The organism is Sphingomonas sp. Leaf231, assembly GCF_001421995.1.
Classification (GTDB): domain Bacteria; phylum Pseudomonadota; class Alphaproteobacteria; order Sphingomonadales; family Sphingomonadaceae; genus Sphingomonas.
The window spans coordinates 115960-141436 of the sequence record NZ_LMLS01000002.1 but is presented as its reverse complement, the minus strand read 5'-3'; the positions used below and the strand labels follow the sequence as shown (position 1 = coordinate 141436).

Genomic DNA, 25477 nt, shown 5'->3' with positions numbered 1-25477 from the left:
ACGGGGGCGTTGAACCCCCCGTGAACCCCGGCGCGTCCGCTTACGTGAACAGCGTGACCAGCCCGGGAGTGTTTTCAGCGCCGATCCAGCCTTCGTGGATCATCCGGATCGCCACGACGAGGATCACCGCAAGCCCGACATAGGCGATCCAGCGATATCGATCGATGATCCGCGCAATGAAGTTCGCGGCGAGGCCCATCAGCGCGACCGACAGCAGCAATCCGACGACAAGGATACCCGGGTGCTCCCGGGCCGCCCCTGCCACTGCCAGCACGTTGTCGAGGCTCATCGACACGTCGGCGATCGCAACCGCCCATGCCGCCGCCGCGAAGCTCTTGACCGGCTTGACCGTGTCCGGATCGCCGTGCGCATCGAGCTCCGAATGTCCGCCGCTGCGGATTTCGCGCCAAAACTTCCAGCTGACCCACAGCAGCAGCAGCCCGCCCGCGAAGACCAAGCCGACGATGCCCATCAGCCACGTGACGATCAAGGCGAAGAAGATGCGCAGCACCAACGCGGCACCGATCCCAATTAGGATCACCTTCTTGCGCTGCTCGGCAGGCAGCCCGGCGGCAAGTGCGCCAACGACGATCGCATTGTCGCCCGCAAGCACCAGGTCGATCATCAGCACAGAACCGAACGCCGCCAGCACGGCCGGATCCGACAGATTCGAGAAATCGGCGACGATATGGTGCCAGATGTCCCCCAGCGACCCCGGCCCCTGGATCGGCACCGACGCGGCGGCCGCAGCAAGCGTGGCGATTATGCTCAACGGATCACCCCTCGTATTGAACCAGCATCAATGATGCATCCGGACATAACGTTCCGCACGAACGCGATCCAGGTGGCCGCCACGACGCCGTTGGGACAGTGCGTGGCGGTCCGTCGTCGATTACTGATTCATCGAATCGAAGAAATCGTCGTTGGTCTTGGAATCCTTCATCTTGCCGAGCAGGAACTCCATCGCATCGACGGTTCCCATCTGCATGAGGATCCGGCGCAACACCCACATCTTCGACAGATGCCCCTTCTCGACCAGCAGCTCCTCCTTGCGGGTGCCGCTCTTGCCGACGTCGATCGCCGGGAAGATGCGCTTGTCGGCGACCTTGCGGTCGAGCACGATTTCCGCGTTGCCGGTGCCCTTGAACTCCTCGAAGATCACTTCGTCCATGCGGCTGCCTGTATCGATCAGCGAGGTCGAGATGATGGTGAGGCTGCCACCCTCCTCGATGTTGCGCGCAGCGCCGAAGAAGCGCTTCGGGCGTTGCAATGCATTGGCGTCGACACCGCCGGTCAGCACCTTGCCCGACGATGGCACGACGGTGTTGTAGGCGCGACCCAAACGGGTGATGTTGTCGAGCAGGATGACGACATCCTTCTTGTGCTCGACCAGACGCTTGGCCTTTTCGATCACCATCTCGGCGACCTGGACGTGGCGGGTCGCCGGTTCGTCGAAGGTAGAGGAGACCACCTCGCCGTTGACCGTGCGCTGCATGTCGGTAACTTCCTCGGGCCGCTCGTCGATCAGCAGCACCAGCAGAAACACTTCCGGGTGATTGTGGCTGATCGCACGGGCGATGTTCTGCATCATGATCGTCTTGCCGACCCGCGGCGGTGCGACGATCAGGCAGCGTTGCCCCTTGCCGATCGGAACGACCACATCGAGCACACGGCCCGACTTATCCTTGATCGTCGGATCCTCGATTTCCATCTTCAGCCGCTCGTCCGGATAGAGCGGCGTGAGGTTGTCGAAGTTGACCCGCTGGCGGACGCGATCGGGGTCTTCGAAATTGACCTGCATGATCTTCACGAGCGCGAAGTAGCGTTCGCCGTCCTTCGGGCCGCGGATCTCGCCCTCCACCGTGTCGCCGGTACGCAGGCCGTGCTTTCGCACCTGGTTGGGACTGACGTAGATGTCGTCGGGGCCGGCGAGGTAATTCGCCTGCGCCGACCGCAGGAAACCGAAGCCATCGGTCAGCACCTCGATCGTGCCTTCGCCCATGATCTGTTCGCCGTTTTCGGCCTGAACCTTCAGGATCGCAAACATCAGATCCTGCTTGCGCAGCGTCGAGGCGCTCTCGACGCCCAGTTCCTCGGCCAGCTGCACGAGCTCGGCCGGCGCCTTCTTTTTCAAATCCTTGAGATGCATGTGTCTGTCCGATGTGATCGGGTGTCGGGGAAAGCTCGGCCGGCGATGGAGAACGCTCGAGAAACGAAGCTGTAGAGGAGGCGCCCACCGAGGACCGGCGACGTCGTGGGCGCGGGGGTATGATTCATGCCGCGCTTAGTCAACCCGTCACGGCATCGATCCGCCGCTCCCGAACCGCCTCAGTGGTGGCGTAGACGGATCAGAACGGCTTCACGATCACCAGGATGACGACCAACGTTGCGGCAAGCGCCGGGATCTCGTTCATCATGCGCAACGCCTTGTTCGACACCGTCGCGCGACCCTTGCCCAGCTTCCTGGCATAGCCGATCGCCCAGCCATGGTACCCGCTGAGCAGCAACACGATCGCCAGCTTGGCATGCAGCCAGCCCAATCCCGGCCCGCCATCCGCGATCCCGGCGTTCAGCGCCAGTGCGATGCCCAGCACCCAGACGACGATCATCGCCGGGGTCAGGATGATGCGGCGCAGCTTGCCCTCACGCTCCACCCATCGCGCCGCTTCCGCCGGATCGGACAAGCCTTCCTGGTGATAGACCAGGTAGCGCGGCAGCATGAACAGCCCCGCCATCCAGAAGATCACGAAGATGACGTGCGCCGCCTTCACCCAGTCATAGGTCGCGCCGAGGAATCCCGCCATCATTCGCCCCTGATCCTTTCAAGCAACTGCTCGACATGCGCGATCGGCGTATGCTGCCCAATCCCGTGGCCGAGATTGAAGACGTGCGGCCGTTCCGGAAACGCGGCGAGCACACGGTCGATCCCGCGGTCAAGCGCGTCGCCGCCGGTCAGCAGCGCCAGCGGATCGAGGTTGCCTTGTACCGGCAACTCGGGCGGCAGTACCGCATCGGCCCAGCCCGGGTCTACCGTCTCGTCCAGCCCGATCGCGTCGACGCGCGTTCCGGCGGCATAGGCGGGGAGCTTGCCGCCCGCACCCTTGGGAAACCCGATGATCGGCACCCCCGGGCAGCGCGCCCGGACGCCGTCGACGATCGCGCGATTGGGAGCGATCACCCAGCGTTCGAATTGATCGGGTGACAGGCTGCCCGCCCAGCTATCGAACAATTGCACCGCTTCGACGCCGGATTCGATCTGGCCGACCAGATAGTCGATGGTCATCACGACCACCGTATCGACGATCGCGGCAAAGGCTGCGGGGTCAGCATAGGCGAAGCGCCGCGTAAGCTCCTGATCGCGGCTGCCCTGCCCGGCCACCATGTAGGTGGCGATCGTCCACGGCGATCCCGCGAAACCCAGGAACGTCGTCTCGGGGGGCAGCGCGGCCGCAACGGTACGCACCGTCGCATAGACGGGATCGAGACGGGCCGGCACCGCGTCGAGTGTCTGCAGCGTCGCGTCCAGCAGCGGCGGGGCAAGCCGTGGCCCCTCCCCGACGCCGAATGACAGGTCCTGTCCCAGCGCCCACGGCACCATCAGGATGTCGGAGAACAGGATCGCGCCGTCGAAGCCGAACCGGCGGATCGGTTGCAGCGTCACTTCCGTCGCGGCGAGCGGATCGGTGGCGAGCGCGAGGAACCCGCCCTTCTCGGCCCGTAGCGCGCGATATTCGGGAAGGTACCGCCCGGCCTGACGCATGAGCCACGTCGGTGGTCGCTCGGCGCGGGTGCCGTTCAGGACCCGCAACAGGGGTTTGTTCGCCATCATAAGCGGCACATCTTCCCTTCAAGAAGATTCAAGTGAGATGGTTGTTGATGTGGTTGGCGCGTGGGTTGCGGGGCTTATGCGTCATCACCGGAATTGCCAACAGCTTGACTCGCGGTGTCCCCTCGAACGCGACCGGAGTCGCGCAGGTCGATCCCCATGATTCACAGGCTGTGGATAGAATTGGACGCTGGGGACGACGCTGTGGATGGAATCCGGCTTATCCACCGATCCGGGTCTCCCTTGGCGGGTCCGAAGAGTTACGCTACCGCCTGTCCACGAGTTATCCACAGATCGGTCCAGCGCGTTCATGCCTCGCCTCCACCTCCACTTGCTGTCGGACTCGACCGGCGAGACGCTGGAGAACATCGCGAAGGCCGCGCTGGCGCAATATGACGATGTAGAGACGGTGCGGCACTTCTGGCCGATGGTGCGGACCGAGACCCATCTCGATCGCATCCTTCAGGAAATCGCGCACAATCCCGGACTGGTGATCTTCACGCTCGTCAATCCGGCGACGCGGGCCGCGCTGGAAACGCGTTGCCTGGCGCTTGGCCTGCCGACGGTCGCGCCTCTCGATCCGGTCAACGATGCGTTGTCGGTGCTGCTGGGACAGCAAGCCAAGGCGCGCCCGGGTCGCCAGCATGTCCTCGACGCGGCCTATTTCGCGCGCGTCGATGCCATCCAGTTCACGATCGCGCATGACGACGGGATTGCGCATGAGGAATGGGAAGAAGCCGACATCCTGCTGGCCGGCGTCAGTCGCTCGTCCAAGACACCGACGTCGATCTATCTCGCCAATCGCGGCTTCAAGACCGCGAACATCCCGGTCGTGGTCGAAAGTCCGCCGCCGCGCTCGTTGTTCTCGTTGCGCAATCCGCTGGTCGTCGGGCTGACCACCAGCACCGACCGGCTGATCCAGATCCGGCGTAATCGGTTGTTGTCGCTCAATCAGGCGACCGAAACCAATTACGTCGACCAGGATGCGGTTGCGCGCGAGATCGCCTACGCACGACGGATGTTCGCGGACAACGGCTGGCCGGTGATCGACGTCACCCGTCGCTCGATCGAGGAAACTGCCGCCGCGATCATCGCGCTCGTCAATGAACGCCGCGGTCTGGCGGCACGGAACACCGATTGATGCTGATCCTCGCTTCGCAGAGCGCCTCGCGCACCGCCATGCTGTCCGCCGCCGGGGTGCCGTTCACCGCCGAGCCGGCCTATGCCGATGAAGCGGCGTTGAAGGCGGCGATGGCCGGTCGCCCTCCGCGCGATGTCGCCGACGCCCTCGCCGAACTGAAAGCGCTGAAGGTCGCGGCCCGTCATCCCGGACATCTGGTGCTCGGCTCCGATAGTCTCGCGGTGCTCGACGACGGGACGATCCTCGACAAGCCCGCGAACCGCGACGAGGCGCGAGAGCATCTGACACGCATGTCGGGCAAGCGCCACGATCTGGTCAGCGCGGCGGTGATCGCGGAGAACGGGCAGCCGGTGTGGCGAGTCGTGGACAAGGCAAAGATGTTCGTCCGACCACTCTCGGCCGCGTTCATCGAAACGTATCTGGACGCCGAATGGCCGGCGATCGCGGGCTGCGTCGGCTGCTATCGGATCGAGGGGCCGGGTGCGCAGCTGTTCACGCGAATCGAGGGAAGCCAGTTCACGGTGCTGGGCATGCCGTTGCTCCCGGTGCTCGACTATCTGCGTATTCGACAGGTGCTGCCCGCATGACCTATGCCGAAGTGATCGGCGATCCGATCAGTCATTCCAAATCGCCGCTGATTCATGGCTTCTGGCTTCGCAAGTTGGGAATGGACGGGGAGTATCGGGCCACGCGTGTGGACGCCGCCGATCTCGGCGCGTTTTTCGCGAACCGTGCTGCGGATCCGGAATGGCGCGGCTGCAATGTCACGGTCCCGCACAAGCTTGCCGTGCTGGACCATGTCCCCGACCCGGGCGACGTCAAGGGCGCGATCGGCGCGGTGAATACCGTGTTCCGCGGGCCAGAGGGCGACCTGATCGCGACGAACACCGATGCGGCGGGCTTTCTTTCGCCGATCGCCGACGTGGATCTGGCGGCACGACCGGTGGTGGTCGTCGGTGCCGGCGGCGCGGCACGTGCCGTGCTGTTCGCGCTGTCACGCGCCGGTGTCGGCCAGGTGACGCTGCTCAATCGTACGCCGCTTAAGGGAGCGGCCCTGCTTGCCCGGTTCGGGTTGAAGGGGGAAGCGCTGCCGCTCACCGCGCGGCTGCCTGCGGCGTCGTTGCTGGTCAATGCCAGCGTGCTGGGGATGACCGGTCAGCCGCCGCTCGATCTCGACCTTTCGCCGCTCGCCGAGGACGCCTTGGTGTACGACATCGTCTACGCGCCGCTGGTCACGCCTTTGCTCGCCGCGGCGCAGGCGCGGGGACTGGACACGGTCGACGGGCTGGAGATGCTGGTCGGGCAGGCAGCCCTGGCATTCGAACTGTTTTTCGGCGCCGCACCGCCACGCGGGCATGACGAGGAATTGCGCGCGCTGTTGCTCGCATGATGCCGATGATTCTAGGGCTGACCGGATCGATCGGCATGGGCAAATCCACGGTCGCCGCGATGTTCGCAGCCGCGGGCGTCCCGGTGTTTGATGCCGATGCGGTGGTTCATCGGCTACAGGGTGCAGGCGGCGCGCTGCTACCCGCCATCGAGGCGCGGTTCCCGGGAACCACAAGCGAGAGCGGCGTCGATCGTGCGGCACTGGCCGCCGCGGTGCTGGACGACGATGCGGCGCTGCGCGCGCTTGAGGCGATCGTCCATCCGGCTGTCCGCGCGGAACGCGCCACTTTCCTCAATCGGCATGACGATGCGCCGCTCGTCGTGTTCGATATCCCGCTGCTTTTCGAAACCGGCGCGGACGACGAGGTCGACAGGGTGGTTGTCGTATCGGCCGCCCCGCATGTGCAGCGCGCCCGGACGCTGGCTCGCGTCGGCATGAGCGTCGCCAAGTTCGATGCGATTCTCGCGCGGCAGTTGCCCGACGCCGAAAAGCGTGCGCGTGCCGACTGGGTGATCGCGACCGATACACCATTGGGCGAGACCCGCGCGGCGGTTGCCCGCGTGATCGCTTGCACCGGCGTCGTACAGCGCCGATAACGACCCGACCATGCGTGAGATCGTCTTCGACACCGAAACAACCGGACTGAGCTTTGCAGGCGGCGACCGCATGGTCGAGATCGGATGTGTCGAACTGATCAATCGGGTCGAGACCGGGCGAACGTATCACGCCTATTTCCATCCCGAACGCGATATGCCGGCCGAGGCGGAGCGGGTCCACGGACTGTCGGCGGCCTTCCTGGCGAAACATCCCCTGTTCGCCGCCGGGGTTGCCGCATTGCTCGATTTCATTGGCGACGCACCACTCGTCGCGCACAACGCCGGTTTCGATTTCTCCTTTCTGAACGGCGAACTGGAACGCTGCGGTCAGCGGATGGTGTGCCGTTCGCGGATGGTCGATACGCTGGCGATCGCGCGTACCCGTCATCCCGGAGCCAAGCATACGCTGGACGCTTTGTGCAGCCGCTTCGGCATCGACCGTTCGCACCGCGTGCTGCACGGTGCGCTGCTCGACGCGCAGTTGCTGGCGCAGGTGTATGTCGAATTGATGGGCGGCCGGCAGATCGGCCTGGGCCTGGTCAGCGAGGTTGCGCCGGCTCCCGTCGTGGAGGTGATCGCCGTCCCGTCACAGGTCCGGCCGCTGCGCGTCTTTTCTCCGAGCGCAGCGGAACTGGTGGCGCATGCTGCGTTTCTGAAAGGGGTCAAAGAACCCTTGTGGGGAGTCGTCGCGTCCGACTGACGCGAAAGTCCGCCGGGCTGCAGGGGGCAGGCCGGTTAGCGATGGAGAGAATATATGGATATCCGGATTTCAGGTCATCAGGTGGCGATCGGCGACGCGCTGAAGGCCCATGTTCAGGACCGGCTCCAGGGTATCGCCGACAAATACTTCGCCCGCGCGATCTCTGCGGAGGTGACGTTCGGTAAGGGTCCGCATGACAATGGCTTCACCTGCGACATCGTGGCGCATGTCACGCGGGGACTGATCCTGAAGGGTCGTCATGAGGCGCACGACGCGCATCTGGTGTTCGACGGTGCGGCGGAGAAGATCGAGAAGCAGCTTCGCCGGTACGTCCGTCGCCTGAAGGACCGGCATGCAGCGCATGTGGCGACCGAAGAGGTGCAGGATCGCACCGGCTATGACAATGCGGGCTATACCTTGTTCGCGGAGCAGGTCGGCGAGGATGACGCAACCGACGCGCCGCTGGTGGTAGCCGAGACGCGCGTCGACGTTCCCGACGCCAGTGTCTCCGACGCGGTGATGATGCTCGATCTGCGCAACACCCAGGCATTGTTGTTCAAGAACGCCGGAACCGGATCATACAACATGGTGTATCGCCGTGGTGACGGCACGATCGGCTGGGTGGAGCCGCAGCGTGGCGGCTGATCGCTGCTGATGGCGAGCGATCTTAGCGACCTGCTCGTCCCCGAACTCGTTGTCGTCGGCGTCGCCGCACCTTCGAAAAAGGCGCTCTTCGTCCAGCTCGGCGCGCTCGTCGCGCCGACGCTGGGCGTCGATGCGCGCGTCGTGGCGGATGCGCTGTCGATTCGAGAGAAGGAAAGCTCGACCGGGTTCGGCGGCGGCGTTGCGATTCCACATGCCAGGATCGCCGGTCTTCGCCGCGTGGCGGTGGCGGTGGCCAGACTGGCACAGCCGCTGGATTTCAACGCGGTCGACGACGCACCCGTCGATGTGGTGGTGGCGATGTTCTCGCCGCCCCACGCTGGCGGGGAACATCTGAAGGCACTGGCCCGCGTGGCGCGACGACTCCGTGATCGCGCCTTATTGGCCAAACTGCGCGGGGCTGCATCTCCCGACGCGATTTATGCCCTGCTGACCGATCACGAGGTGCGCGATGCCGCCTGAGGGCGCTGCCGCGCATTATCGCGCACTCGAGTCGCTTTACGCCGCGGCACCGATCAACCGCTTCTTCGTGTCGCGGCTCGAAGTTTCCGCAGCGGGCGAGTCGCGCATCCACTTCGACGTCGATAGCCGCTACTTTCATGCGGCGGGGGCGGCGCACGGCACCAGCTACTTCAAGATGCTGGACGATGCGGCTTTCTACGCCTGCAACAGCCTGGTCACCGATCGCTTCCTGCTGACCACGCAATTCAGCCTGCTGCTCACCCGTCCGCTGGGCGAGGGGCCCGTCGTTGCTGAGGGCCGGTGGATCAGCGGCCAACGACGGGTTTTCGTTGCGGAGGCGCGCCTGATTACCGCCGATGGCGAGGAAGTGGCGCGGGGCACCGGTACGTTCATGCGTTCGCGGATCTCGTTGGCCTCTCTGCCGGGCTATGCTGCGGCATGAGCACTCGGCTCCCGACTCATCTGGCGGTTGGCGCGTTGCTGCGCCGGGTCAACGATTCCGGCGGACTGGCGGTGGTGCGCGCCCGCGGCGAAGCCCAGGGCGGTGCGTTGCTGGTGCTGATCGCCGAGGGGCGCGGGCTGCGCGCGATCGAACGGATGCGGGGACTCGATGATCGTGACATGCTGATCCCGGCCGGACCGTCGACCGGTGCGGTGGAGGAACTGGAGGATTATTGGCAGAATCGGCGCGGTCGCGATCCGGATCTCTGGGTGATCGAACTGGACGTCCCGGACGCCGAACGGTTCGTCGCTGAAACGATCCTGACGGATTGACGCTGTTAACACTTGGGACGTAGCCGGATTTCATCGACAACATGCGTTGTGCCGATGCGGGGTGCGATCCCGAACGGTGACGCAGTCGGGGGGGACCCGGGCGATACGAGACAGCTAACGCTGATCCAGCGATTGTTCCCGCGCAACCACCGCACAAAAATGATGTAGAATGCCGTTCAGCTCCCGCGTCGCCACCTTCGTGACGCTTACTTTCTCGGTCCTCGCTCTGGTGGCTCAGAGCTCGCCAGGACTAGCTGCTGATCTTCCGGCCGTTCCAGCCGTCTCTACCGCGATTCAACTCTCCCTGCCGTCGCAGGTTCCCGCGATGACGCCCGCCGCTCCGAGCGCGGAAGATGCCGTGGTTACCGCCGAACAGGTCGAAGAGCAGGTTGCCTATCCCACGCTCGCCGCTGCGGTTGCGGACCAGTCGATCCGCTCGGATGCGGATCAGGACCTGCGTTGCCTCGCCGGCGCCATTTACTTCGAATCGCGCGGCGAGCCGCTGACCGGACAGTTGGCAGTCGCCGAAGTGATCCTGAATCGCACCCGCTCGCGCCGGTTCGGTGGCAGCGTCTGCGACGTCGTCACGCAAAAGGGCCAATTCTCGTTCGTGCGCGGGGGAAAGCTTCCCGATGCGCCGAGCAACGACGATTTCCGTACCGCGATGGCGGTGGCCAAGGTCGCGATGAAAGAGGCGTGGGAAAGCAATGCCGCCGATGCGTTGTACTTCAACCATCGCCGCGTCGGCCATGCCAATGGCACGCGCATCGCTTCGATCGGCAATCATATCTTCTATCGCTGAGGCGATTACGCGAACGAGGGCGTGGCTTTCGTTCGCGTGATGTTCTATTTGGTTGCGTGATGCTGACGCCGCCGGACACCTGCCATAGCGAAGCGACCGCCGCCCTGTGCGCCGCCGATGTGGCGCGCGGCGTGACGCGGATGCTGCTCCGTCACGACTTGCCCGCGATTTCCGAAGTGCCGCTGGATGGCGGGCGCCGTGCCGATCTGATGGCGATCGATCCGCGCGGCCAGCTGGTCATCGTGGAGATCAAGGTCTCGCGCGCCGATCTTCTAGGCGATGGGAAGTGGCAGGATTACCTTGCCCATTGCGATCGCTTTTATTGGGCGGTTCCCGTAGGGTTCGATGTCTCGCCGATCGCGGGTGCCGCGTTTCTGCCGGAGCGTACGGGCTTGATCGTTGCGGATCGCTATGATGCCGCGATCGTCCGTGAAGCGCGCACCGATCCCCTTCCCGCCCCGACCCGAAAGCGCTGCACGCTGGCCTTCGCCCGCCGCGCCGCACGCCGGCTGATCACGACACATGATCCCGATGCGGTTCAGGCCTCATGAGCGGCCGATCTCGTCGGTCAGGTCAGAATTTCGGTCCTGACACGGCGCGTTGGGTCTTGGCTGGTGCCTCTTCCAGCGTCTTCAGGATCGGCAGCGCGCGCGTGTCACGCTTGGCATAGTCGCGGGCCGACATGCCGGCGACGTTATCGGTTTGATCGGGGTTCCCGCCCGCCGCCAGCACCGCGCGAACCAGCGCGAGGTCGCGGCGTTGCACCGCACGGATCAGCGGCGTCTCGCCGCCGTTGTTGCCCAGATTGGCATTCGCCTTCGAAGCGGCGAGGATCTGCACCAGATCTGGCTGGCCGGCCTGCACCGCCAGCATCATCGGTGTCTCGCCTTGTCCGTCGCGCAAATTGGCGTCGGCACCCTTGGACAGAAGATAACGCAGATACGTCGCGTCTCCACGCTTGACCACGATGTGCATCGCGCCTTCGCCGGTCGTCACATCGCGCGAGTTGACGATCGTCTGTCCGGGCTGGTCGAGCATCGCGATGACGGCATTCCCGTCGCCCTTACGCACCGCCTCCAGGAATTTGTAACGCTGGGATTGCTGCTGCGCGCGGGCAGGGGCCGCAACCGGCAGGGCGGCGGATACGGAAAGCGCGGCGATAAGCGCGGCGTTCAGGGTCGTGCGGCGGAGCATCTGATCGGTTCTCACGAGCGGCCTAGGGTTGCGCCGGGCGCTATAACCGATCACATCTGCCTTCACCATGAACATGCGCTGTTTTGTCGCCACGGTCGCGTTGCTGGTCGCCGGGCCACTTTCGGGATGCGCGCAGGAACCCGCTGGTGAGCCCCCGCTTACCGGCGCACGGATCGGTGGAGCTTTCTCGCTGATCGACCAGAACGGCCGAACGGTGTCCGACCGCGATTTCGCGGGACGATATCGTATCGTCTATTTCGGCTACACCTTCTGCCCGGACGTTTGCCCGACGGACGTCCAGAACATCGCCGCTGCCGTGAAACTGCTGGAGCGTGACGAGCCGGCGCTGGCCCGGCGGATCGCTCCGATCTTCATTACCATCGATCCTGCGCGGGATACGCCGCCGGTCCTCAAGCGCTTCGTCTCCGCCTTCCACCCGCGACTGGTCGGACTGACCGGCACCGCGGCCCAGATCGCGAAGGTCGCACGGGAATATGGCATATATTTCGCGCGAGGCGCCGGTACGTCGGAGGGCTATCTGATGGATCATAGCCGACAGATTTACCTGTTCGATCCCGAAGGGCATCCGCTGGCATTGTTGCCGGAAGGGCCGCCGGCGGCCATCGCGAAGGAAGTGACCACATGGGCGCGTTGACCGGACGTTTCTGGGAGTCGACCCCGCTCGACAAGCTCGATCGTGCGCAATGGGAGGCGTTATGCGACGGTTGCGGCAAGTGCTGCCTCCACAAGCTGGAGGATGAGGACACCGGCGAGCTGATCGCGACAAACGTCGCGTGTCGCTTGCTCGACCGCCGTAGCGGGCAATGCTCCAATTACCGGCACCGCCGCGCCTATGTCAGCGAATGCGTGCGGTTGACGATGGGCAACGTCCACGAGATCGACTGGCTGCCGACTACCTGCGCCTATCGCTTGCGGGCCAATGACGAGCCACTGCCAGACTGGCATTATCTCGTCTCGGGCGATCGGGAGGCCGTTCACCGCGCGCGCGAGTCGGTTCGTGGGTGGACGATCAGCGAGGACGATGCCGGCGACCTCGAACTTCACATGGTCGACCGTCAATTGTGAACGACGAGATCCTGATCGTTCGCAATGTACGTGCGCGCCGCACGCGGTTGTCTTTCGATCCGATAACCGGCCGCGCGCGTCTGACCGTGCCGCCTCGCGCCTCGCTGACGAAGGCGCTCACGTGGGCACGTGGGCAGTCGGAATGGATCGAGCGCCAGCGCGAGCGTCTGCCGGTGGCGCGTCCTTTCATGCCGGGGGCGGTGTTGCCCGTTGATGGTGTGCCGTTGACGATCGACTGGCGGGCCGATGCCCCGCGTTTGCCGAAGATCGTGGAGGATCGGCTTACGATCGGTGGACCCGTCGAGATGGTTCCGCGTCGCGTGGAGCTTTGGCTGCGCCGTCGGGCCCTCGCCTTGCTAGAGGCGGACACCGCCGTTTACGCCGCCCGTGCGGGCGTGAACGTCACCGGCGTGGCGGTCGGCGATCCGCGCGGTCGCTGGGGCAGTTGCGCGCATCATGGGGCGATACGCTACAGCTGGCGACTGGTGCTGGCCCCACCGGAGGTGCGGCGGGCGACAGCCGCGCACGAGGTTGCGCACCGCATCCATATGGATCATTCGCCGGCGTTCCACGCGCTGGTCGCAACGCTCTACGGGCGCGATCCTGTAGCGGAGCGTGCGTGGCTACGCGCCCATGGCGCATCGCTTCACTGGTTCGGGCGCTCGCCTGCCGATTGAGCCGGTGGCACGTTGGCGCGTGGCGATGGGGTGCGCACGGCGTCCCGCCGCTGCTGGCCGGTGACACGATCGAGCCAATCCTGATCCAGTCGCTCGTCGTCGCGTCGCGGTTGTTCGCCATCCTCGGACGGGGGCAACGGCTGAACCACCGGCCGCTCCGGGCCGAAGACCGGTGCCTGATCCTGCGGGTCGCCAGGGGTCGTCGGGCCGTACCCGTCCTCGTCGACGAACGTGGAATTGTCAGGCGCGCTGTAATAGCTTTCGGCATCCGGCTCCAGCTGCGCCTCCGGCAGCGTCACGGCGGTTTCGAACTGCTCGATCGGGCGAGTGGCGACCGCCTTGCTCATGAACTGCTGGAAGGCGCGCGCCGGTGCGGTGCCACCGTGCAGGCCGGCGATCGGCCGCGCATCGTCGCGCCCCATCCACACGCCGGTCGTCAGGCCCGAGGAGAAGCCGAGGAACCATCCGTCCTTGCTGCTCGTCGTGGTGCCGGTCTTTCCGGCGACCGGGCGACCAATCTGCGCAGCACGCCCCGTGCCGGTGTTGACGGTGGTCTGGAGCAGATCGGTCATCTGCGCTGCAACGTTCGGCGCGACCAGCACCTGGCTACGATCGACCTCGTGCCGGTAGATTTCCTCACCTTCGGCGGTGACGCGGGTGATGCCGAACGGGATCACCGCGACGCCCTTGTTGCCGACGCTGGCGAAGGCGCGGGTCATATCGATCAGCCGGACATCGGAGGTGCCGAGCACCATCGACGGATGCGTGTTGACCGTCGTCGTGATCCCGAACCGACGGGCCATGTCGGCAACCGTCTGAAAACCGACCGCCTGCCCGAGCTTCGCCGCGATCGTATTCAGCGAATAGGCGAAAGCGGTGCGCAATGTGACTTCACCGGAGAAGCGGCGCGAATCGTTGCGCGGGCTCCACCCGTCGATGGTCACCGGTGCGTCCAGCTCACGATCCTCAGGTGTGCGTCCGGCTTCCAGCGCGGCGAGGTACACGAAGAGCTTGAACGCCGACCCCGGCTGCCGCTGCGCCTGCGTCGCGCGGTTGTAGATCGAGCTGACATAGTCGGTGCCGCCGACCATTGCGCGTACCGATCCGTCGCGATCGATCGCGACCAGCGCTCCTTGCGCACCCTTTGGCACATTGGCGCGAACCGCGGTGTCGGCGACGCGCTGCATCGCAGGGTCGAGCGTGGTCCACACCTCCAGCGGTTTTTCGGTTTCATCGATCAGCAGGTCGAGCTGCGGGAGCGCCCAGTCGGTGAAATAACGAACACTGTTCTGGCGCGGTGCGGGGGCGAGCTTCACGCCGACATCATTCGCCTCGCGCGCCTCCGACACCGAGATGAAGCCGTTGCGCACCATCTGCTGGATCACGACGCCCGCACGGCCGACGGCAGCCTCTGCGTCGGCGGTGGGCGAGTAATTCGACGGTGCTTTCACCAGTCCCGCGATCACCGCCGCCTCGGCGAGGCTCAATTCGCCGGCGCCATGCCCGAAGAACTTCCGGCTTGCTGCGTCGATCCCGTATGCGCCGCCGCCATAATATACCTTGTTAAGGTATAGCTCGAGCACCTGTGCCTTGGTGAACTTGCGCTCCAGCGCCAACGCGAGGATGCCCTCGCGGAACTTGCGACCGAACTTCTTCTGATTGTTCAGGAAGATATTGCGCGCCAGCTGCTGGGTGATCGTCGACGCGCCTTGTACCCTGCGACCGCGCTCATAATTGACCCAAAGCGAACGGCCGATGCCGATCGGATCGACGCCGATGTGGCTGCGGAACCGGCGATCCTCGACCGCGATCGTCGCTTCGCGCATCACAGCGGGGATGCGATCGTAAGACAGCCATTCGCCGTAACTCGGCCCGAGCGACACCAGCACCGAGCCATCCGCGGCATGCACGCGGATCATCTGTCCGTTCGGCGACGACTTGAGCGACTCGAAGCTCGGTAGCTGCGACCTTGCAATGTACACCGCCGTCAACAGCGCGGCGAATGCCAGCAATCCGGCGACTAGCGCCAGTTTGAGGGCAAGGACCAGCCGGCGCCGCCACGGCAAGCGGGCTCTGGACGGAGCGGAGCGGGAGGTGCGGGCACGTGCCATAGATCAGCCTGGTGGCGGATATAGGCTTGAGCAGCGCTTAACAAGGTCTTTGCCGGAACCCGACGGCGGCACCGGCGGAGTGATATTCCTGGCTTATGGCTCACCGCGTCGGGGCGGGAAACTGGTGCGGCCGAGAAGACTCGAACTTCCACGTCCTTTCGGACACAACGACCTCAACGTTGCGCGTCTACCAATTCCGCCACGACCGCACGTGTTGTCCACCGGGCAGGCCCGGCGTCTGGTAGGGACGCGCCCCTAGCAAAGCACGCGCCCAGTGGCAACGCCAATTCGGCCACGATCAGCTCGATTCGCCGACGAAACTAAGATCAAGGCGTTTCGAGCTTGCGGGTACGTCGACCTGTGCCGAGTTGAAATCGATCGCTCCGCCCGGCAACAAGGTCCGTTGTTGTGGTGTGATCGTCCAACTGAACACGATGCGGTTCTGCGAATCGCGCAGGTCGGCACGGATGTCGGGAATGCGCTGTCGCGTCGAGGACGGATTGGTGATCCGACCGCTGACCGCGAACAATTCCGATCCGTTCGCCATCTTGCGGCGCTCGATCGGATTGTCGGCGATGCGCAGCGGCAGTTCCTCCGGCCCGATCGAAAGGCCGATCTGTTGCGCGAGGCCGGGTGCGGTCGTCCACAAGATCACCGCAACAGCGGCGAGCATCAGCAACCCGGCGGCAAGGCTGGCGATCGTGCGGAACCGCCCGTTGTTGCGGGTAGGTGCGCGAAACGGAGGGCGATGCGCGAATGCGTCATAATCGGCCGGTTGCACGGGCGTCGCGGGCGTGGGCGTCGGTGTCGGCACCGCCGCCGGCGACGGTGCCTGTAGCGGCAGGCTCGGTGGCGGAGCCGCTTCCACGGGGGATGTCACCGGCCCGGGATCGGTCGCGACGACCGCATGCGCCGGCTCTTCGGCCGCCACCTCTGCCTCGGGTTCGTCGGCGTAGCTGACGTCCTGATACCAGCTATGCCCGCAATTGGCGCAGCGGACGGTACGCCCCGGCGGGGCGATGGCATGGTCCGGCACCAGGTAGCGTGCGCGACATTCGGGGCAGTCGAGGATCATGGGCGCGGCACCGGCAGGACGAACGAACCGAATCTAAACACGCGCGCCAGCACGATGGCAAGGTGGGAACGCAAGCGGGAAGGATGGTCGCGACCGTGCTTGAAGCCGCCATGTCGCACGTGCAATGGCTGCGGACGATGGCGGCGATCGTGCAGTTCGAGAACGTGGGCCTGCGCTATGGCCATGGCGAAGAGGTGCTGCGCGACATCAGCTTCTCGCTTGCGCCCGGCTCGTTCCACTTCCTGACCGGCGACAGCGGTGCGGGCAAGACCTCTCTCCTGCGGCTTCTCTACCTTGCGCAAGGCCCCAGCCGGGGGGTGATCCGCCTGTTCGGGCGCGATGTGGTGACGATGCCGCGCGTGCAGATGCCTGCGCTGCGGCGTCGGATCGGGGTGGTCTATCAGGATTTTCGGTTGATCCCGCATTTGTCGATCACCGACAATGTCGCGCTGCCGTTGCGCATCGCGGATGTCGCGGCGGACGAAGTGCGCGAGGCGGTGGGAGAGATGCTCGCCTGGGTCGGGCTGGCGCATCGCGCCGACGCACGACCCGCCACCTTGTCCGGCGGCGAGCAACAGCGCGTGGCGATCGCGCGGGCCGTGATCGCGCGCCCGGACGTGCTGCTCGCCGACGAGCCGACCGGCAACGTCGACGATGCGATGGCCGATCGCCTGATCCAACTGTTCGCCTCGCTCAACGCGCTGGGAACGACCGTGGTCGTTGCCACGCACGACAGCCAATTGCTCGCGCGCGTTCCGGGGGCACGGACGATGCGCATCGTCGGCGGGCGACTGGACGATACGGTTGGCGCACCAGGTGGGCCGTTGCGACGTGAGCGCGCATGAGCGCCGCGACGGCCCGCGTTCTCGATACGTCACGGGACGGTCGCATGATGGCCGGTGTGCTGGCGATCATGCTATTCCTGACGGTGCTGGCGGCCGCTGGCGGAATCGCCGCCGCGCGCGGGTCGCTGGCCTTTCGCACCGCGCTCATGCACCACGCGACGGTGCAGATCGTCGCTGCGGACGGGCATGCCCGTCGCGCCCTCGCCGCGCGCGCGCTGACGGCGCTGCGGACGTCGCCAGCCGTCACGAAGGTGGAACCGGTATCGACGGCCGAAGTGGCACGCCTGCTCGGTTCATGGGTGGGGGATGCCGCGACCGGGGCGGAGCTGCCGATCCCGATGCTGATCGATATCGAGGTGGCGCCACGGGCCGGCGCCTTGGCGCAGGTGCGCGCGTCACTCACCGCGATCGGGCCGGCGGTGCGCGTAGATGCTCATGACGAGGCCTTGGCAAAGACCGGCATGCTGCTGACCATGCTGACGGCGCTGGCGCTGGCGATCGTGGTGCTGATGGTCGCGGGAAGCGCGGCGATGGTGTTGCTGACGGTCCGCGCCGGACTGGCCGCGCATCGCGACACGATAGATGTCATGCATGGACTGGGCGCGACCGACGTGCAGGTCGCCGCACTGTTCCGGCGACGGATGGTCCGCGACTCGGCCGTCGGGGCAGGGGCAGGGGCACTCGCGGCCTGGGCGGTGATCCTTGTGCTGGGGCACCTCGCGGCAGGTGCGGGATCGCAGTTGATCGGCGGAATGACGCTGGGGCAGGGCGGCTGGATCGTGGTGGTTGCGTTGCCGCTCGCCTTTGTCGCGCTTGCGGCGCTGATCGCCTATCTGGCGGTCGTGCGGGCGCTGGGACGAACGATATGACCAAGCGGCTGATCGCATCGGCGTTGCTGGCCTGGATGCTGGGCTTCGCGCTGTTCATGCTGGCGCTTCCCGAACCTGCCGACCCGCAGCGACGCACCGACGGCATCGTCGTGCCGACCGGCGCGGCCGGGCGTACCGCGCGCGGGCTGGACCTGCTGGAACAGGGGCGTGCACGGCGGATGCTGGTGACCGGCACCGCACCCGGCGTGACCCGCGCCGACCTTGCACGGGTCGCCGGCCACGCCGCGACGATCGCCTGCTGCGTCGATCTGGGTGCGGAGGCGGTCGACACGCGCAGCAATGCGGAGGAAACGGCGGCCTGGGTGCGTGCGCGCGGCTATCGATCGATCCGGCTGGTCACGTCCAACTGGCACGCGCGCCGCGCGGCGCTGGAACTCGGGCCTGCGCTGGGGGAGGGCGTGACCGTCATCGTGGATGGCGTGCCCGCGCAGCCGACGCTGACGCAGGCCTTCAACGAATACAACAAGCTGCTGCTGCGGCGGGTAGTGCTGTGGGGAGAGAAGTGGCGGTGAAGTGGCTGCGGACGATCGCGTTCAGGACGCTGTTCTACATATTCTCGGTGCCGATCGTCGCGACCACGCCGATCGCGGCGTTGTTCGGACAGCGCATCCTGATCGCGCATTCCGACCGCTGGTCAAGGCTGCATCGCTTGTTGATGCGGTGGGTTCTGGGCATCACGCCGCGGGTCGAGGGAGAGGTGCCGGCCGGCCAGTATCTCTACGTGTCCAAGCATGAGGCGATGTACGAGACGCTCGAATTGCAATTGTTGCTCGGTTCCCCGGCGGTGGTGCTGAAGCGTGAGCTGATGCGCATCCCGTTATGGGGCTGGGCAGCGAAGGAATACGGCGCGTTGGTGGTCGACCGCGAGGCGTCGTCCAGAGCGTTGCGCGCCCTGATGCGCGAAGGTGCCGCTGTGCGAGGCACCGGCCGGTCGGTCATCGTCTATGCGGAGGGAACGCGCGTTCCGCATGGCGAAAGCCCGCCGCTACGCTCGGGCTTCGCCGGGCTTTACAAAGCGCTCGATCTGCCGGTGGTGCCGATCGCACTCGACAGTGGGCGACTGCTGCCAAAGAAGGGCGCCAAGCGGAGCGGCACGATCACGATCCGCATCGGCGAGCCGATCCCGGCGGGCCTGCCGCGCCGCGTGATCGAGGCGCAGGTGCATGCCGCGATCAACGTCCTGAACAAGCCCGCCGATTAGGCTTTACCCTCCATCTGCGCCTTGAGGCCGGCAAGCGCGCCGAACGCGCCGGCTTCCTCCTCGCTCAACACGCCGGATCGCTTGAGCACCGTCTCAGCCTCCGGGCTGCGCGGGAAGGGATCGAGGCAGAGCGCCATCGTCTCCGCCGCCGCCTCGCCAAGATCGATGCCGCCGCCTTCGATCTCGATCGTGTCGAGCGCGTCGCCGGCCAGTTCGATCTCCTCCTCACCGCCGCCGACCGCGGGTTCGACGAAGCGCAGCGCGACATCCTCGCCCACCGTCTGTCGCAACGGAGTGCCGGTGACCGAGCAAGCCTGCACCACCACGGCATCTACGCGGCCACGCGCGGTGACCCCTCCGGCTTCACGGCGGATCGTAAATTCCGCACCGAGTCGTTCGACCGCGAGCAATTCGAATCGCCGTGCGAGCGCATCCCGTTCCGTGTCGTTCGCTTCGATCGCGACACGACGTTCTTCTTCGCCGATCGTATCCAGCCGTTCGACGCGCGCGAATTCGGTCGTCATGACAATCGTCCTTCCATCAGCATCGCCAGCGGCACGCCATTCAGCCCGTTGCGCACCCCGATCAGCGCGTCTCGCGTGTGGGCCAGTGCAGGCGGCGCCGGCGCATCGCCGCGATACAGGTTGCGCACCAGCGCCGCGTCGAGATCGCCGCCGGCCAATCCGTCGCGATAGACCCCCAGCCGCCCGCCGAGCATCCCCATCATCCGCCCGACATGCTTGCCGACCACCATGTCGCCAAATCCGATCTGGCGAATCTGCGCATCCATGTCGTCGACGAACCGCTCGGTCAGCCGCGCGGTCGGTTCAGGTCCATCGGGGTCTTCCTCCAGCCGCAGCAGCACCATGGCCAGCACCGCTGCCACCATGTCGAAGCGTCCGTCCAGCGTGTCGGGCACCGCGCCTTCCACATACCAGTGCGGCGCGCGCGCGCGAGCGACCACCGCATCGTACAGCGGCAGTGCGGCGCTGCGGTCGCGCCTGCCTGACACCCTCTTCAACCAGCCCAGTAGCATTTGTTCGTCATTGCCCTTCGTTGGTCCACCAGCCGGTGCGACGGCGCATGCTTGTCTCGCCCCGCCTGTGCGCATATTGAGGCGGCTGGCCGCAAAGTCCACGCGCGCCTGTGACCGGAGTATCGATGCGCCCGCTGATCTTCCTTGCCCTGGCCGGCGTTCTCGCCGCAGGCTGCACGCCGCTCCGCTCGCATCAGGGCTATATCGTCGATGCCGATCTGGTGAATGCCATCCAGCCGGGGGTCGACAATCGCCAGTCGGTGCTCGCGACGCTCGGATCGCCCAGCTTCGCCGCGCAATTCAACCAGGGCGACTGGTATTACATCGCGCGCGACAGCCGCAACTACGCCTTCAACGCGCCCAAGCCGCGCGAGCAGTTGACGCTGCAGATCAGTTTCGATGAGGCCGGCAACGTCAGAACGATCCGCAAGTCGGGGGTCGAGCAGGTCGTCAATCTGGCTCCTTATGGCAAGACCACGCCGACGCTCGGGCGCGAGCGTGGCTTCTTCCAGGATCTGTTCGGCAACATCGGCGCGGTCGGTGCCGCGGGTGGGCCGAGCGGGGCAGGACCGACCGGGCGCAACGGACAATAGCGCCACTCCGGTGAGGCCCCGCTGGTCAAGAGCGACCACGAGGTCGGTTTCGATGACGATAGCGGCGACCATCTCGCCCGGCTTCGGCCGCGCCGCCCTGTACGCAGCGGCGCGGCCGGTACCGGCTTGGGTCGGCACCGGTCCCGAAAGGGGGAAAGGGACCGTGCCGCTAACGTCCCGACGCCGATTCGGTTCGTATCGGGACAACGGTTATCGGGTCGTAGTTGCCAATCTGTCACAGTTTCGCCATGAAGGCGCCTGTCGGGGGGCAGCTTCATGGATATCGCTGAGACATGACGGTCACGCTCGGCGGTTTCGATCGGGCGGTGGCGGAGCCGGCGCTGTTTGCGGCGGCGTTCATCCTTGCCGGCGGCATCGACGATCTGCTGGTCGACCTGCTGTGGTGGCGCGTCCGACCAGGCGAGCCTGCGCGAACCGATCTGTCGCCCGCGCCACCGCTGCCGCTGGCAGTCTTCGTTCCGGCGTGGGACGAACAGCATGTGATCGGTGCGATGCTGACCGCAACGCTCGCACGATACGACCACCCCGATTATCGTCTCTACGTCGGATGTTACCCTAACGACCCCGGAACGCTGAACGCCGCACGTGCCGTCGCGGACAGGGAAGGACGGGTTCGCGTCGTGGTGGCGATGCACGACGGACCCACCACCAAGGCGGATTGTCTCAACCATCTCTGGCGGGCGTTGTGCGAAGACGACGCGGCGACTGGCCGTCGCACCGCAGCCGTGGTCCTGCATGACGCAGAGGATGTCGTGCACCCCGCCGAACTGCGCACCTTCGACGATCACCTTCGTGACGCTGCTTTGGTGCAACTTCCGGTCGTTCCGCTCATCGAGCCGCGGCGGCGTCTGGTGTCGGGCCATTATGCCGATGAATTCGCCGAGTCGCACCGTCGTGACCTCGTGGTGCGATCGGCACTGGGCGTGGCATTGCCGCTTGCGGGGGTCGGATGTGCGATCCGCCTCGATGCACTGCGGCGGCTGGACGGCGGGAGCGGCACGCCGTTCGAGCCGCAAAGCCTGACCGAGGATTACGAACTCGGCCTGCGCGTCGCCGCGCTCGGCTTGCCGGCACGGTTCGTACGGTGGCGCGAGCAGGCGGGCGGGCCGTTGATCGCTACCCGCGCCTATTTCCCGGATACGGTCGACACGGCGGTCCGCCAGAAAGCGCGCTGGGTGACCGGCATCGCCCTTTCGGGCTGGGATCGCACCGGCTGGGGGAAGGGTGGAGGTCCGGCGGAATACTGGATGCGCATGCGCGACCGGCGCGGGCTGCTCGCCGTCCTGGCGTTGCTCGCAGCCTATGCGGCGCTGCTCGGCTGGGGCGTGTCGTCGCTGGCGCATGCATGGCGCGGAAGTATGCCAGCGCCGGTCGGCATCGGCTTGCGCGCGTTGCTGATGCTCAATGCCGGATTGTTGATCTGGCGACTGGCAGCGCGGGCGAGCCATACTGCTGCCGAACATGGCTGGCGCGAGGGCGTCTGGTCGATCCCGCGCGCGCTGGTCGCCAATTACATCGCAATGCTGGCGGCGCGCCGGGCATTGACCCGCTACATCGCGACATTGTTCGGGGCGGCACCTCGGTGGGACAAGACCGCTCATCGATTTCCCGAAGCGCTTTCCGCTACGCCATGATCGGGGTCGGCCGCCCCCTGCGCTTCCTGGTGCTGGTGCTGGGCCTGTGGATCGGTGTGCGGACGTGGCAGCTTTCGCCCGACACGCCCTTACCATCGCCGGTGCGCGAGGCGGCACGGCGTGTGATCGAGCGGACCTTACCGGTCGTCGCGCCGAAACCCTCCACCGTGGTAGAGGGGCCGCGGCGGTCACCGGGGGGCGTGCGTGCCACGAATCGTTCGCAGGCGAGGGTCTCCGCGCCAGTCACGCCTGCACCAATGCGAACAGGACCGGGTTCGGCGCTCGTCCAGCTCCAGCCCAGGGGGAGGCTCCCGATCGAAGGAACTCAGGAACACGCCGCTGGGCTGTCGTCCATGACTGAATATGGCGCGCCCGAACCGTCCCGACCGACCGGGCGGCGCTGGTCGGCAAGTGGATGGGCGATTGTGCGGGGGGCCGGGCAGGGTGGCGGCGTGGCGACCCCACAGCTTGGCGGCGCGCAGGCGGGCGTGCGGATCGCGCGCGCGCTCGATACACGCGGACGGCTGGCGATCGCCGGACGGTTCGCCGCGGCGCTTGGCACGCGGCAGCAGGAAGCCGCATTGGGGCTGGAATGGAGGCCGACCGAGTTGCCGATCCGCGCCGTGGCGGAACGTCGCATCGGCCTCGCCAACCAGCGTGGCGGAACCGCACTGGGGCTGGTCGGCGGCATCGGCGATCGACCGCTTCCCGCCGGCTTTCGCCTTGATGGATATGCACAGGCGGGCGCGGTGCTGCGGGACCGTATCGATGGTTATGTCGATGGCGCGATCCGGATCGTGCGCCCGGCGTTCCGCACCACCGGCGGTACGGTCCTGTCGCTGGGACTGGGGGCGTGGGGGGCGGCGCAGCGTGACGCAGAGCGGCTGGATGCCGGGCCGACCGCTACGCTGGAACTTCCGATCGGCGATGCGCCACGCCTGCGCATCTCCCTGGAATGGCGACAGCGTGTTGCGGGCGAGGCTTCCCCCGGCTCGGGTCCGGCGCTGTCGATCGGCACCGACTATTGATGGCGTCGCGCGCACGAACCGGGTAGCGGTCCGAGCCGTCATGGACATCTATCTGCCGATCGCGAACCTTTCGGTGAACGCGCTGGTGATGATCGCGCTGGGCGCGGGCGTCGGGCTGTTGTCGGGGATGTTCGGAGTCGGGGGCGGTTTTCTGACCACGCCGCTGCTGATCGTCTACGGCATACCGCCGACAGTCGCCGCCGCCTCCGCGGCCAGCCAGGTGACCGGTGCAAGCGTGTCGGGGGTGTTCGCGCATTTCCGACGTGGCGGTGTCGATACGCACATGGGGACGGTGCTGGTGATCGGTGGCGTGCTCGGGTCGTTGTTCGGGGCGTGGTTGTTCCGCCTGCTCCAGCAATGGGGGCAGATCGATACCACGATCGCGATCACCTATGTGCTGCTGCTCGGCTCGATCGGGCTGATGATGCTGAAGGAGGCGGTGGAGGCCATCCTGGTGGCCAAGGGGCGCCGCGCCGCGTCGCCCCGCCGCCGACGCCATCACCCGCTGGTCGCCAGCTTGCCGTTCCGAACGCGCTTCTACGCCTCGGGGCTCTATATCTCGCCGCTCGCGCCGTTGTTGCTGGGCTTCTTCACGGGCATCCTGACGATCCTGCTGGGCGTTGGCGGCGGGTTCGTGCTGGTGCCGGCGATGATCTTCCTGCTCGGAATGTCGACCGCAGTCGTGGTGGGGACCAGCCTGTTCCAGATCCTGTTCGTCACGGCCGCCGCGACGCTGGTCCACGCCACCACCACCAAGGCGGTGGACATTGTGCTGGCCGGCCTGCTGCTGGTCGGGTCAGTCGCAGGGGCGCAGGTCGGCGCACGCTTCGCCGCGAAGGCGAGGCCGGAATATCTGCGGCTCGCCCTCGCGTTGATGGTGCTGCTGGTCGCCGCCCGGATCGCACTGGGGCTTGGCTGGCGTCCGGACGAGATCTACGCGGTCGAACTGTCGTGAGGCGCACGCTGCTGATAGCACTGGGCGCGCCGCTGTTGATGGCGCAGGCCAAGCCGCTGCTGGTGCCCGACGTGTCGCAGCGACAGATCGACATCGCCTACAGCTTCACCGGTGCCGAACTGCTCCTGTTCGGCGCGATCATCTACCCCGGTGGGCGTTTGCCGGTGGGCGACCGTTCCACCGACGTCGTCGTGGTCGTCAAAGGTCCGACCCAATCGATCGTCATTCGCGAGAAGGAGAAGGTCGCCGGCATCTGGGTCAATGCCGGACGGCTGCGCTATCGCTCGGCCCCGTCCTTCTACGCCGCGGCATCGTCGCGACCACTGGCGCAGCTGGTCGATGCGCGCACCCGGGCGATCTACGAGCTCGGTCTCGACAGCCTGCAATTGTCACCCGCCTCCGCCGCGCCGTCCGCGGTGCAGGATCGTTTCGCCCGCGGGCTGGTCGAGCAACGGACGCGCGCCGGGCTGTTCTACGAAGCGCCGCGTGCCGTGGAGATCACCGACGGCGTGCTGTATCGCGCCCGCGTCTCCATTCCCGCCCGCGTGCCCGTCGGCCGCTTTACCGCAGAGACGTTCCTGATCCGCGACGGTCGCGTGCTGGCGGTGGCGGTGCGCGACATCGATATCCGCAAGTCGGGCTTCGAACGTTTCGTGGCGCAGGCTGCCGATCGCCACGAATGGCTGTATGGGGCCACCGCGGTGTTGCTGTCGGTGACGCTCGGCTGGGCGGCGGGGCGGCTGGCGCGACGCTGAGGCGCGCTGCATCCACCTGTCG

At 66.3% G+C, this 25477-nt stretch carries 32 protein-coding genes and 1 tRNA gene; 23 read left to right on the top strand and 10 right to left on the bottom strand.

What is annotated here, in order from left to right:
• Positions 1 to 40 precede the first annotated feature (40 nt).
• The 4 genes from ASE95_RS06930 to hemE form a co-directional block, all read right to left on the bottom strand.
• Positions 41 to 772 (bottom strand): TerC family protein, encoded by a 732-nt coding sequence (locus ASE95_RS06930; RefSeq protein WP_200918771.1) that lies wholly within the window; start codon positions 770 to 772, stop codon positions 41 to 43.
• 120 nt (positions 773 to 892) lie between these two features.
• Complete coding sequence (gene rho / locus ASE95_RS06925; RefSeq protein ID WP_056633735.1) at positions 893 to 2149, bottom strand: transcription termination factor Rho; 1257 nt, start codon at positions 2147 to 2149, stop codon at positions 893 to 895.
• A gap of 199 nt (positions 2150 to 2348) precedes the next feature.
• The gene (locus ASE95_RS06920; protein WP_056633733.1) at positions 2349 to 2804 is read right to left on the bottom strand and encodes a CopD family protein; all 456 of its coding nucleotides are present in this window, start codon (positions 2802 to 2804) and stop codon (positions 2349 to 2351) included.
• Complete coding sequence (gene hemE / locus ASE95_RS06915; RefSeq protein WP_056635818.1) at positions 2804 to 3826, bottom strand: uroporphyrinogen decarboxylase; 1023 nt, start codon at positions 3824 to 3826, stop codon at positions 2804 to 2806. Before hemE ends, ASE95_RS06920 begins: the two co-directional genes overlap by 1 nt.
• A gap of 310 nt (positions 3827 to 4136) precedes the next feature.
• On the opposite strand from hemE, the gene ASE95_RS06910 reads away from it, so the two are divergent.
• The 11 genes from ASE95_RS06910 to ASE95_RS06860 all read left to right on the top strand — a co-directional run bounded on the left by ASE95_RS06910 (position 4137) and on the right by ASE95_RS06860 (position 10905).
• Entirely contained in the window at positions 4137 to 4967 is an 831-nt protein-coding gene (locus tag ASE95_RS06910) for a pyruvate, water dikinase regulatory protein (RefSeq protein WP_056633730.1), read from the top strand.
• On the top strand, positions 4967 to 5554 hold the full coding sequence (locus ASE95_RS06905) for a Maf family protein (protein ID WP_082449995.1): 588 nt from the start codon (positions 4967 to 4969) through the stop codon (positions 5552 to 5554). The genes ASE95_RS06910 and ASE95_RS06905 overlap by 1 nt, the downstream gene beginning before the upstream one ends.
• On the top strand, positions 5551 to 6357 hold the full coding sequence (locus ASE95_RS06900) for a shikimate dehydrogenase family protein (RefSeq protein ID WP_056633727.1): 807 nt from the start codon (positions 5551 to 5553) through the stop codon (positions 6355 to 6357). Before ASE95_RS06905 ends, ASE95_RS06900 begins: the two co-directional genes overlap by 4 nt.
• A complete protein-coding gene (gene coaE, locus ASE95_RS06895; RefSeq protein ID WP_056635813.1) occupies positions 6357 to 6953 on the top strand; it encodes a dephospho-CoA kinase in 597 nt (198 codons plus the stop codon). Before ASE95_RS06900 ends, coaE begins: the two co-directional genes overlap by 1 nt.
• A 10-nt stretch (positions 6954 to 6963) precedes the next feature.
• Positions 6964 to 7653: a DNA polymerase III subunit epsilon gene (gene dnaQ, locus ASE95_RS06890; protein ID WP_056633724.1), complete on the top strand. Its 690-nt coding sequence runs from the start codon at positions 6964 to 6966 to the stop codon at positions 7651 to 7653.
• A gap of 54 nt (positions 7654 to 7707) precedes the next feature.
• On the top strand, positions 7708 to 8298 hold the full coding sequence (gene hpf / locus ASE95_RS06885; RefSeq protein WP_056633721.1) for a ribosome hibernation-promoting factor, HPF/YfiA family: 591 nt from the start codon (positions 7708 to 7710) through the stop codon (positions 8296 to 8298).
• Between the two features lie 9 nt (positions 8299 to 8307).
• Positions 8308 to 8778, top strand: coding sequence for a PTS sugar transporter subunit IIA (locus ASE95_RS06880; protein ID WP_056633718.1), 471 nt, complete (start codon positions 8308 to 8310; stop codon positions 8776 to 8778).
• Positions 8768 to 9220, top strand: a complete 453-nt coding sequence (locus tag ASE95_RS06875; protein WP_056633715.1) for a PaaI family thioesterase — start codon at positions 8768 to 8770, stop codon at positions 9218 to 9220. Before ASE95_RS06880 ends, ASE95_RS06875 begins: the two co-directional genes overlap by 11 nt.
• On the top strand, positions 9217 to 9552 hold the full coding sequence (locus ASE95_RS06870) for a DUF1491 family protein (protein ID WP_056633712.1): 336 nt from the start codon (positions 9217 to 9219) through the stop codon (positions 9550 to 9552). The genes ASE95_RS06875 and ASE95_RS06870 overlap by 4 nt, the downstream gene beginning before the upstream one ends.
• 169 nt (positions 9553 to 9721) lie before the next feature.
• Positions 9722 to 10354, top strand: a complete 633-nt coding sequence (locus ASE95_RS06865) for a cell wall hydrolase (RefSeq protein WP_056633708.1) — start codon at positions 9722 to 9724, stop codon at positions 10352 to 10354.
• 59 nt (positions 10355 to 10413) lie between these two features.
• Positions 10414 to 10905 (top strand): MmcB family DNA repair protein, encoded by a 492-nt coding sequence (locus ASE95_RS06860; RefSeq protein ID WP_056633703.1) that lies wholly within the window; start codon positions 10414 to 10416, stop codon positions 10903 to 10905.
• A gap of 22 nt (positions 10906 to 10927) precedes the next feature.
• Here ASE95_RS06860 and ASE95_RS06855 read toward each other — a convergent pair whose 3' ends face one another.
• On the bottom strand, positions 10928 to 11548 hold the full coding sequence (locus tag ASE95_RS06855) for an ankyrin repeat domain-containing protein (protein WP_056635810.1): 621 nt from the start codon (positions 11546 to 11548) through the stop codon (positions 10928 to 10930).
• 67 nt (positions 11549 to 11615) lie between these two features.
• Between ASE95_RS06855 and ASE95_RS06850 the strand changes: the two genes are divergently transcribed.
• From ASE95_RS06850 to ASE95_RS06840, 3 genes are read left to right on the top strand one after another with little or no spacing between them, the layout of a single operon-like run.
• The gene (locus ASE95_RS06850; RefSeq protein ID WP_056633700.1) at positions 11616 to 12203 is read left to right on the top strand and encodes an SCO family protein; all 588 of its coding nucleotides are present in this window, start codon (positions 11616 to 11618) and stop codon (positions 12201 to 12203) included.
• A complete protein-coding gene (locus tag ASE95_RS06845) occupies positions 12191 to 12634 on the top strand; it encodes a YcgN family cysteine cluster protein (protein WP_056633696.1) in 444 nt (147 codons plus the stop codon). The genes ASE95_RS06850 and ASE95_RS06845 overlap by 13 nt, the downstream gene beginning before the upstream one ends.
• Positions 12631 to 13311, top strand: a complete 681-nt coding sequence (locus ASE95_RS06840; RefSeq protein WP_056633694.1) for a M48 family metallopeptidase — start codon at positions 12631 to 12633, stop codon at positions 13309 to 13311. The genes ASE95_RS06845 and ASE95_RS06840 overlap by 4 nt, the downstream gene beginning before the upstream one ends.
• On the opposite strand, the gene ASE95_RS06835 is transcribed toward ASE95_RS06840, so the two are convergent.
• The 3 genes from ASE95_RS06835 to ASE95_RS06825 form a co-directional block, all read right to left on the bottom strand.
• On the bottom strand, positions 13281 to 15422 hold the full coding sequence (locus tag ASE95_RS06835) for a transglycosylase domain-containing protein (protein WP_082449994.1): 2142 nt from the start codon (positions 15420 to 15422) through the stop codon (positions 13281 to 13283). The genes ASE95_RS06840 and ASE95_RS06835 overlap by 31 nt on opposite strands.
• 122 nt (positions 15423 to 15544) lie before the next feature.
• A tRNA-Leu gene (locus tag ASE95_RS06830) sits at positions 15545 to 15631 on the bottom strand.
• Positions 15632 to 15720: 89 nt separating this feature from the next.
• Positions 15721 to 16497, bottom strand: a complete 777-nt coding sequence (locus ASE95_RS06825; RefSeq protein WP_056633688.1) for an MJ0042-type zinc finger domain-containing protein — start codon at positions 16495 to 16497, stop codon at positions 15721 to 15723.
• Between the two features lie 137 nt (positions 16498 to 16634).
• Between ASE95_RS06825 and ftsE the strand changes: the two genes are divergently transcribed.
• Genes ftsE through ASE95_RS06805 form a run of 4 tightly spaced genes read left to right on the top strand, consistent with a single transcriptional unit; the run spans position 16635 to position 19433 of the window.
• Positions 16635 to 17342: a cell division ATP-binding protein FtsE gene (gene ftsE / locus ASE95_RS06820; protein WP_056635807.1), complete on the top strand. Its 708-nt coding sequence runs from the start codon at positions 16635 to 16637 to the stop codon at positions 17340 to 17342.
• A complete protein-coding gene (locus ASE95_RS06815) occupies positions 17339 to 18211 on the top strand; it encodes a permease (RefSeq protein WP_156347922.1) in 873 nt (290 codons plus the stop codon). The genes ftsE and ASE95_RS06815 overlap by 4 nt, the downstream gene beginning before the upstream one ends.
• Positions 18208 to 18744, top strand: coding sequence for a YdcF family protein (locus ASE95_RS06810; RefSeq protein WP_056633682.1), 537 nt, complete (start codon positions 18208 to 18210; stop codon positions 18742 to 18744). The genes ASE95_RS06815 and ASE95_RS06810 overlap by 4 nt, the downstream gene beginning before the upstream one ends.
• Entirely contained in the window at positions 18741 to 19433 is a 693-nt protein-coding gene (locus tag ASE95_RS06805) for a lysophospholipid acyltransferase family protein (protein WP_056635804.1), read from the top strand. The genes ASE95_RS06810 and ASE95_RS06805 overlap by 4 nt, the downstream gene beginning before the upstream one ends.
• Here the strand turns inward: ASE95_RS06805 and ASE95_RS06800 are convergent.
• Positions 19430 to 19957 carry a YceD family protein gene (locus ASE95_RS06800; RefSeq protein ID WP_056633679.1) on the bottom strand — a complete coding sequence of 176 codons (528 nt, stop codon included), beginning with the start codon at positions 19955 to 19957 and terminating at the stop codon, positions 19430 to 19432. The two genes, ASE95_RS06805 and ASE95_RS06800, sit on opposite strands and share 4 nt — an antisense overlap.
• Positions 19954 to 20469, bottom strand: coding sequence for a ubiquinol-cytochrome C chaperone family protein (locus ASE95_RS06795; protein WP_056633676.1), 516 nt, complete (start codon positions 20467 to 20469; stop codon positions 19954 to 19956). Before ASE95_RS06795 ends, ASE95_RS06800 begins: the two co-directional genes overlap by 4 nt.
• Before the next feature lie 125 nt (positions 20470 to 20594).
• Between ASE95_RS06795 and ASE95_RS06790 the strand changes: the two genes are divergently transcribed.
• From ASE95_RS06790 to ASE95_RS06770, 5 genes are all read left to right on the top strand, one after another.
• Positions 20595 to 21062: an outer membrane protein assembly factor BamE gene (locus tag ASE95_RS06790; protein WP_056635801.1), complete on the top strand. Its 468-nt coding sequence runs from the start codon at positions 20595 to 20597 to the stop codon at positions 21060 to 21062.
• A 293-nt stretch (positions 21063 to 21355) separates the two neighbouring features.
• Positions 21356 to 22717, top strand: coding sequence for a glycosyl transferase family protein (locus ASE95_RS06785; RefSeq protein WP_082449993.1), 1362 nt, complete (start codon positions 21356 to 21358; stop codon positions 22715 to 22717).
• Between the two features lie 353 nt (positions 22718 to 23070).
• Complete coding sequence (locus ASE95_RS06780) at positions 23071 to 23745, top strand: hypothetical protein (protein ID WP_056633673.1); 675 nt, start codon at positions 23071 to 23073, stop codon at positions 23743 to 23745.
• Positions 23746 to 23785: 40 nt separating this feature from the next.
• The gene (locus ASE95_RS06775; RefSeq protein WP_056633670.1) at positions 23786 to 24700 is read left to right on the top strand and encodes a sulfite exporter TauE/SafE family protein; all 915 of its coding nucleotides are present in this window, start codon (positions 23786 to 23788) and stop codon (positions 24698 to 24700) included.
• A gap of 38 nt (positions 24701 to 24738) precedes the next feature.
• A complete protein-coding gene (locus ASE95_RS06770; RefSeq protein ID WP_082450066.1) occupies positions 24739 to 25455 on the top strand; it encodes a TIGR02186 family protein in 717 nt (238 codons plus the stop codon).
• Positions 25456 to 25477 lie beyond the last annotated feature (22 nt).

Coding starts and splice junctions, on each gene's coding strand:
- rho (WP_056633735.1), bottom strand. CDS start 2,149: ATGCATCTCAAGGATTTGAAAAAGAAGGCGCCGGCCGAGCTCGTGCAG.
- ASE95_RS06920 (WP_056633733.1), bottom strand. CDS start 2,804: ATGGCGGGATTCCTCGGCGCGACCTATGACTGGGTGAAGGCGGCGCAC.
- hemE (WP_056635818.1), bottom strand. CDS start 3,826: ATGGCGAACAAACCCCTGTTGCGGGTCCTGAACGGCACCCGCGCCGAG.
- ASE95_RS06910 (WP_056633730.1), top strand. CDS start 4,137: ATGCCTCGCCTCCACCTCCACTTGCTGTCGGACTCGACCGGCGAGACG.
- ASE95_RS06905 (WP_082449995.1), top strand. CDS start 4,967: ATGCTGATCCTCGCTTCGCAGAGCGCCTCGCGCACCGCCATGCTGTCC.
- ASE95_RS06900 (WP_056633727.1), top strand. CDS start 5,551: ATGACCTATGCCGAAGTGATCGGCGATCCGATCAGTCATTCCAAATCG.
- coaE (WP_056635813.1), top strand. CDS start 6,357: ATGCCGATGATTCTAGGGCTGACCGGATCGATCGGCATGGGCAAATCC.
- dnaQ (WP_056633724.1), top strand. CDS start 6,964: ATGCGTGAGATCGTCTTCGACACCGAAACAACCGGACTGAGCTTTGCA.
- hpf (WP_056633721.1), top strand. CDS start 7,708: ATGGATATCCGGATTTCAGGTCATCAGGTGGCGATCGGCGACGCGCTG.
- ASE95_RS06880 (WP_056633718.1), top strand. CDS start 8,308: ATGGCGAGCGATCTTAGCGACCTGCTCGTCCCCGAACTCGTTGTCGTC.
- ASE95_RS06875 (WP_056633715.1), top strand. CDS start 8,768: ATGCCGCCTGAGGGCGCTGCCGCGCATTATCGCGCACTCGAGTCGCTT.
- ASE95_RS06870 (WP_056633712.1), top strand. CDS start 9,217: ATGAGCACTCGGCTCCCGACTCATCTGGCGGTTGGCGCGTTGCTGCGC.
- ASE95_RS06865 (WP_056633708.1), top strand. CDS start 9,722: ATGCCGTTCAGCTCCCGCGTCGCCACCTTCGTGACGCTTACTTTCTCG.
- ASE95_RS06860 (WP_056633703.1), top strand. CDS start 10,414: ATGCTGACGCCGCCGGACACCTGCCATAGCGAAGCGACCGCCGCCCTG.
- ASE95_RS06855 (WP_056635810.1), bottom strand. CDS start 11,548: ATGCTCCGCCGCACGACCCTGAACGCCGCGCTTATCGCCGCGCTTTCC.
- ASE95_RS06850 (WP_056633700.1), top strand. CDS start 11,616: ATGAACATGCGCTGTTTTGTCGCCACGGTCGCGTTGCTGGTCGCCGGG.
- ASE95_RS06845 (WP_056633696.1), top strand. CDS start 12,191: ATGGGCGCGTTGACCGGACGTTTCTGGGAGTCGACCCCGCTCGACAAG.
- ASE95_RS06835 (WP_082449994.1), bottom strand. CDS start 15,422: ATGGCACGTGCCCGCACCTCCCGCTCCGCTCCGTCCAGAGCCCGCTTG.
- ASE95_RS06825 (WP_056633688.1), bottom strand. CDS start 16,497: ATGATCCTCGACTGCCCCGAATGTCGCGCACGCTACCTGGTGCCGGAC.
- ftsE (WP_056635807.1), top strand. CDS start 16,635: ATGGCGGCGATCGTGCAGTTCGAGAACGTGGGCCTGCGCTATGGCCAT.
- ASE95_RS06815 (WP_156347922.1), top strand. CDS start 17,339: ATGAGCGCCGCGACGGCCCGCGTTCTCGATACGTCACGGGACGGTCGC.
- ASE95_RS06810 (WP_056633682.1), top strand. CDS start 18,208: ATGACCAAGCGGCTGATCGCATCGGCGTTGCTGGCCTGGATGCTGGGC.
- ASE95_RS06800 (WP_056633679.1), bottom strand. CDS start 19,957: ATGACGACCGAATTCGCGCGCGTCGAACGGCTGGATACGATCGGCGAA.
- ASE95_RS06795 (WP_056633676.1), bottom strand. CDS start 20,469: ATGCTACTGGGCTGGTTGAAGAGGGTGTCAGGCAGGCGCGACCGCAGC.
- ASE95_RS06790 (WP_056635801.1), top strand. CDS start 20,595: ATGCGCCCGCTGATCTTCCTTGCCCTGGCCGGCGTTCTCGCCGCAGGC.
- ASE95_RS06785 (WP_082449993.1), top strand. CDS start 21,356: ATGACGGTCACGCTCGGCGGTTTCGATCGGGCGGTGGCGGAGCCGGCG.
- ASE95_RS06780 (WP_056633673.1), top strand. CDS start 23,071: ATGACTGAATATGGCGCGCCCGAACCGTCCCGACCGACCGGGCGGCGC.
- ASE95_RS06775 (WP_056633670.1), top strand. CDS start 23,786: ATGGACATCTATCTGCCGATCGCGAACCTTTCGGTGAACGCGCTGGTG.
- ASE95_RS06770 (WP_082450066.1), top strand. CDS start 24,739: ATGGCGCAGGCCAAGCCGCTGCTGGTGCCCGACGTGTCGCAGCGACAG.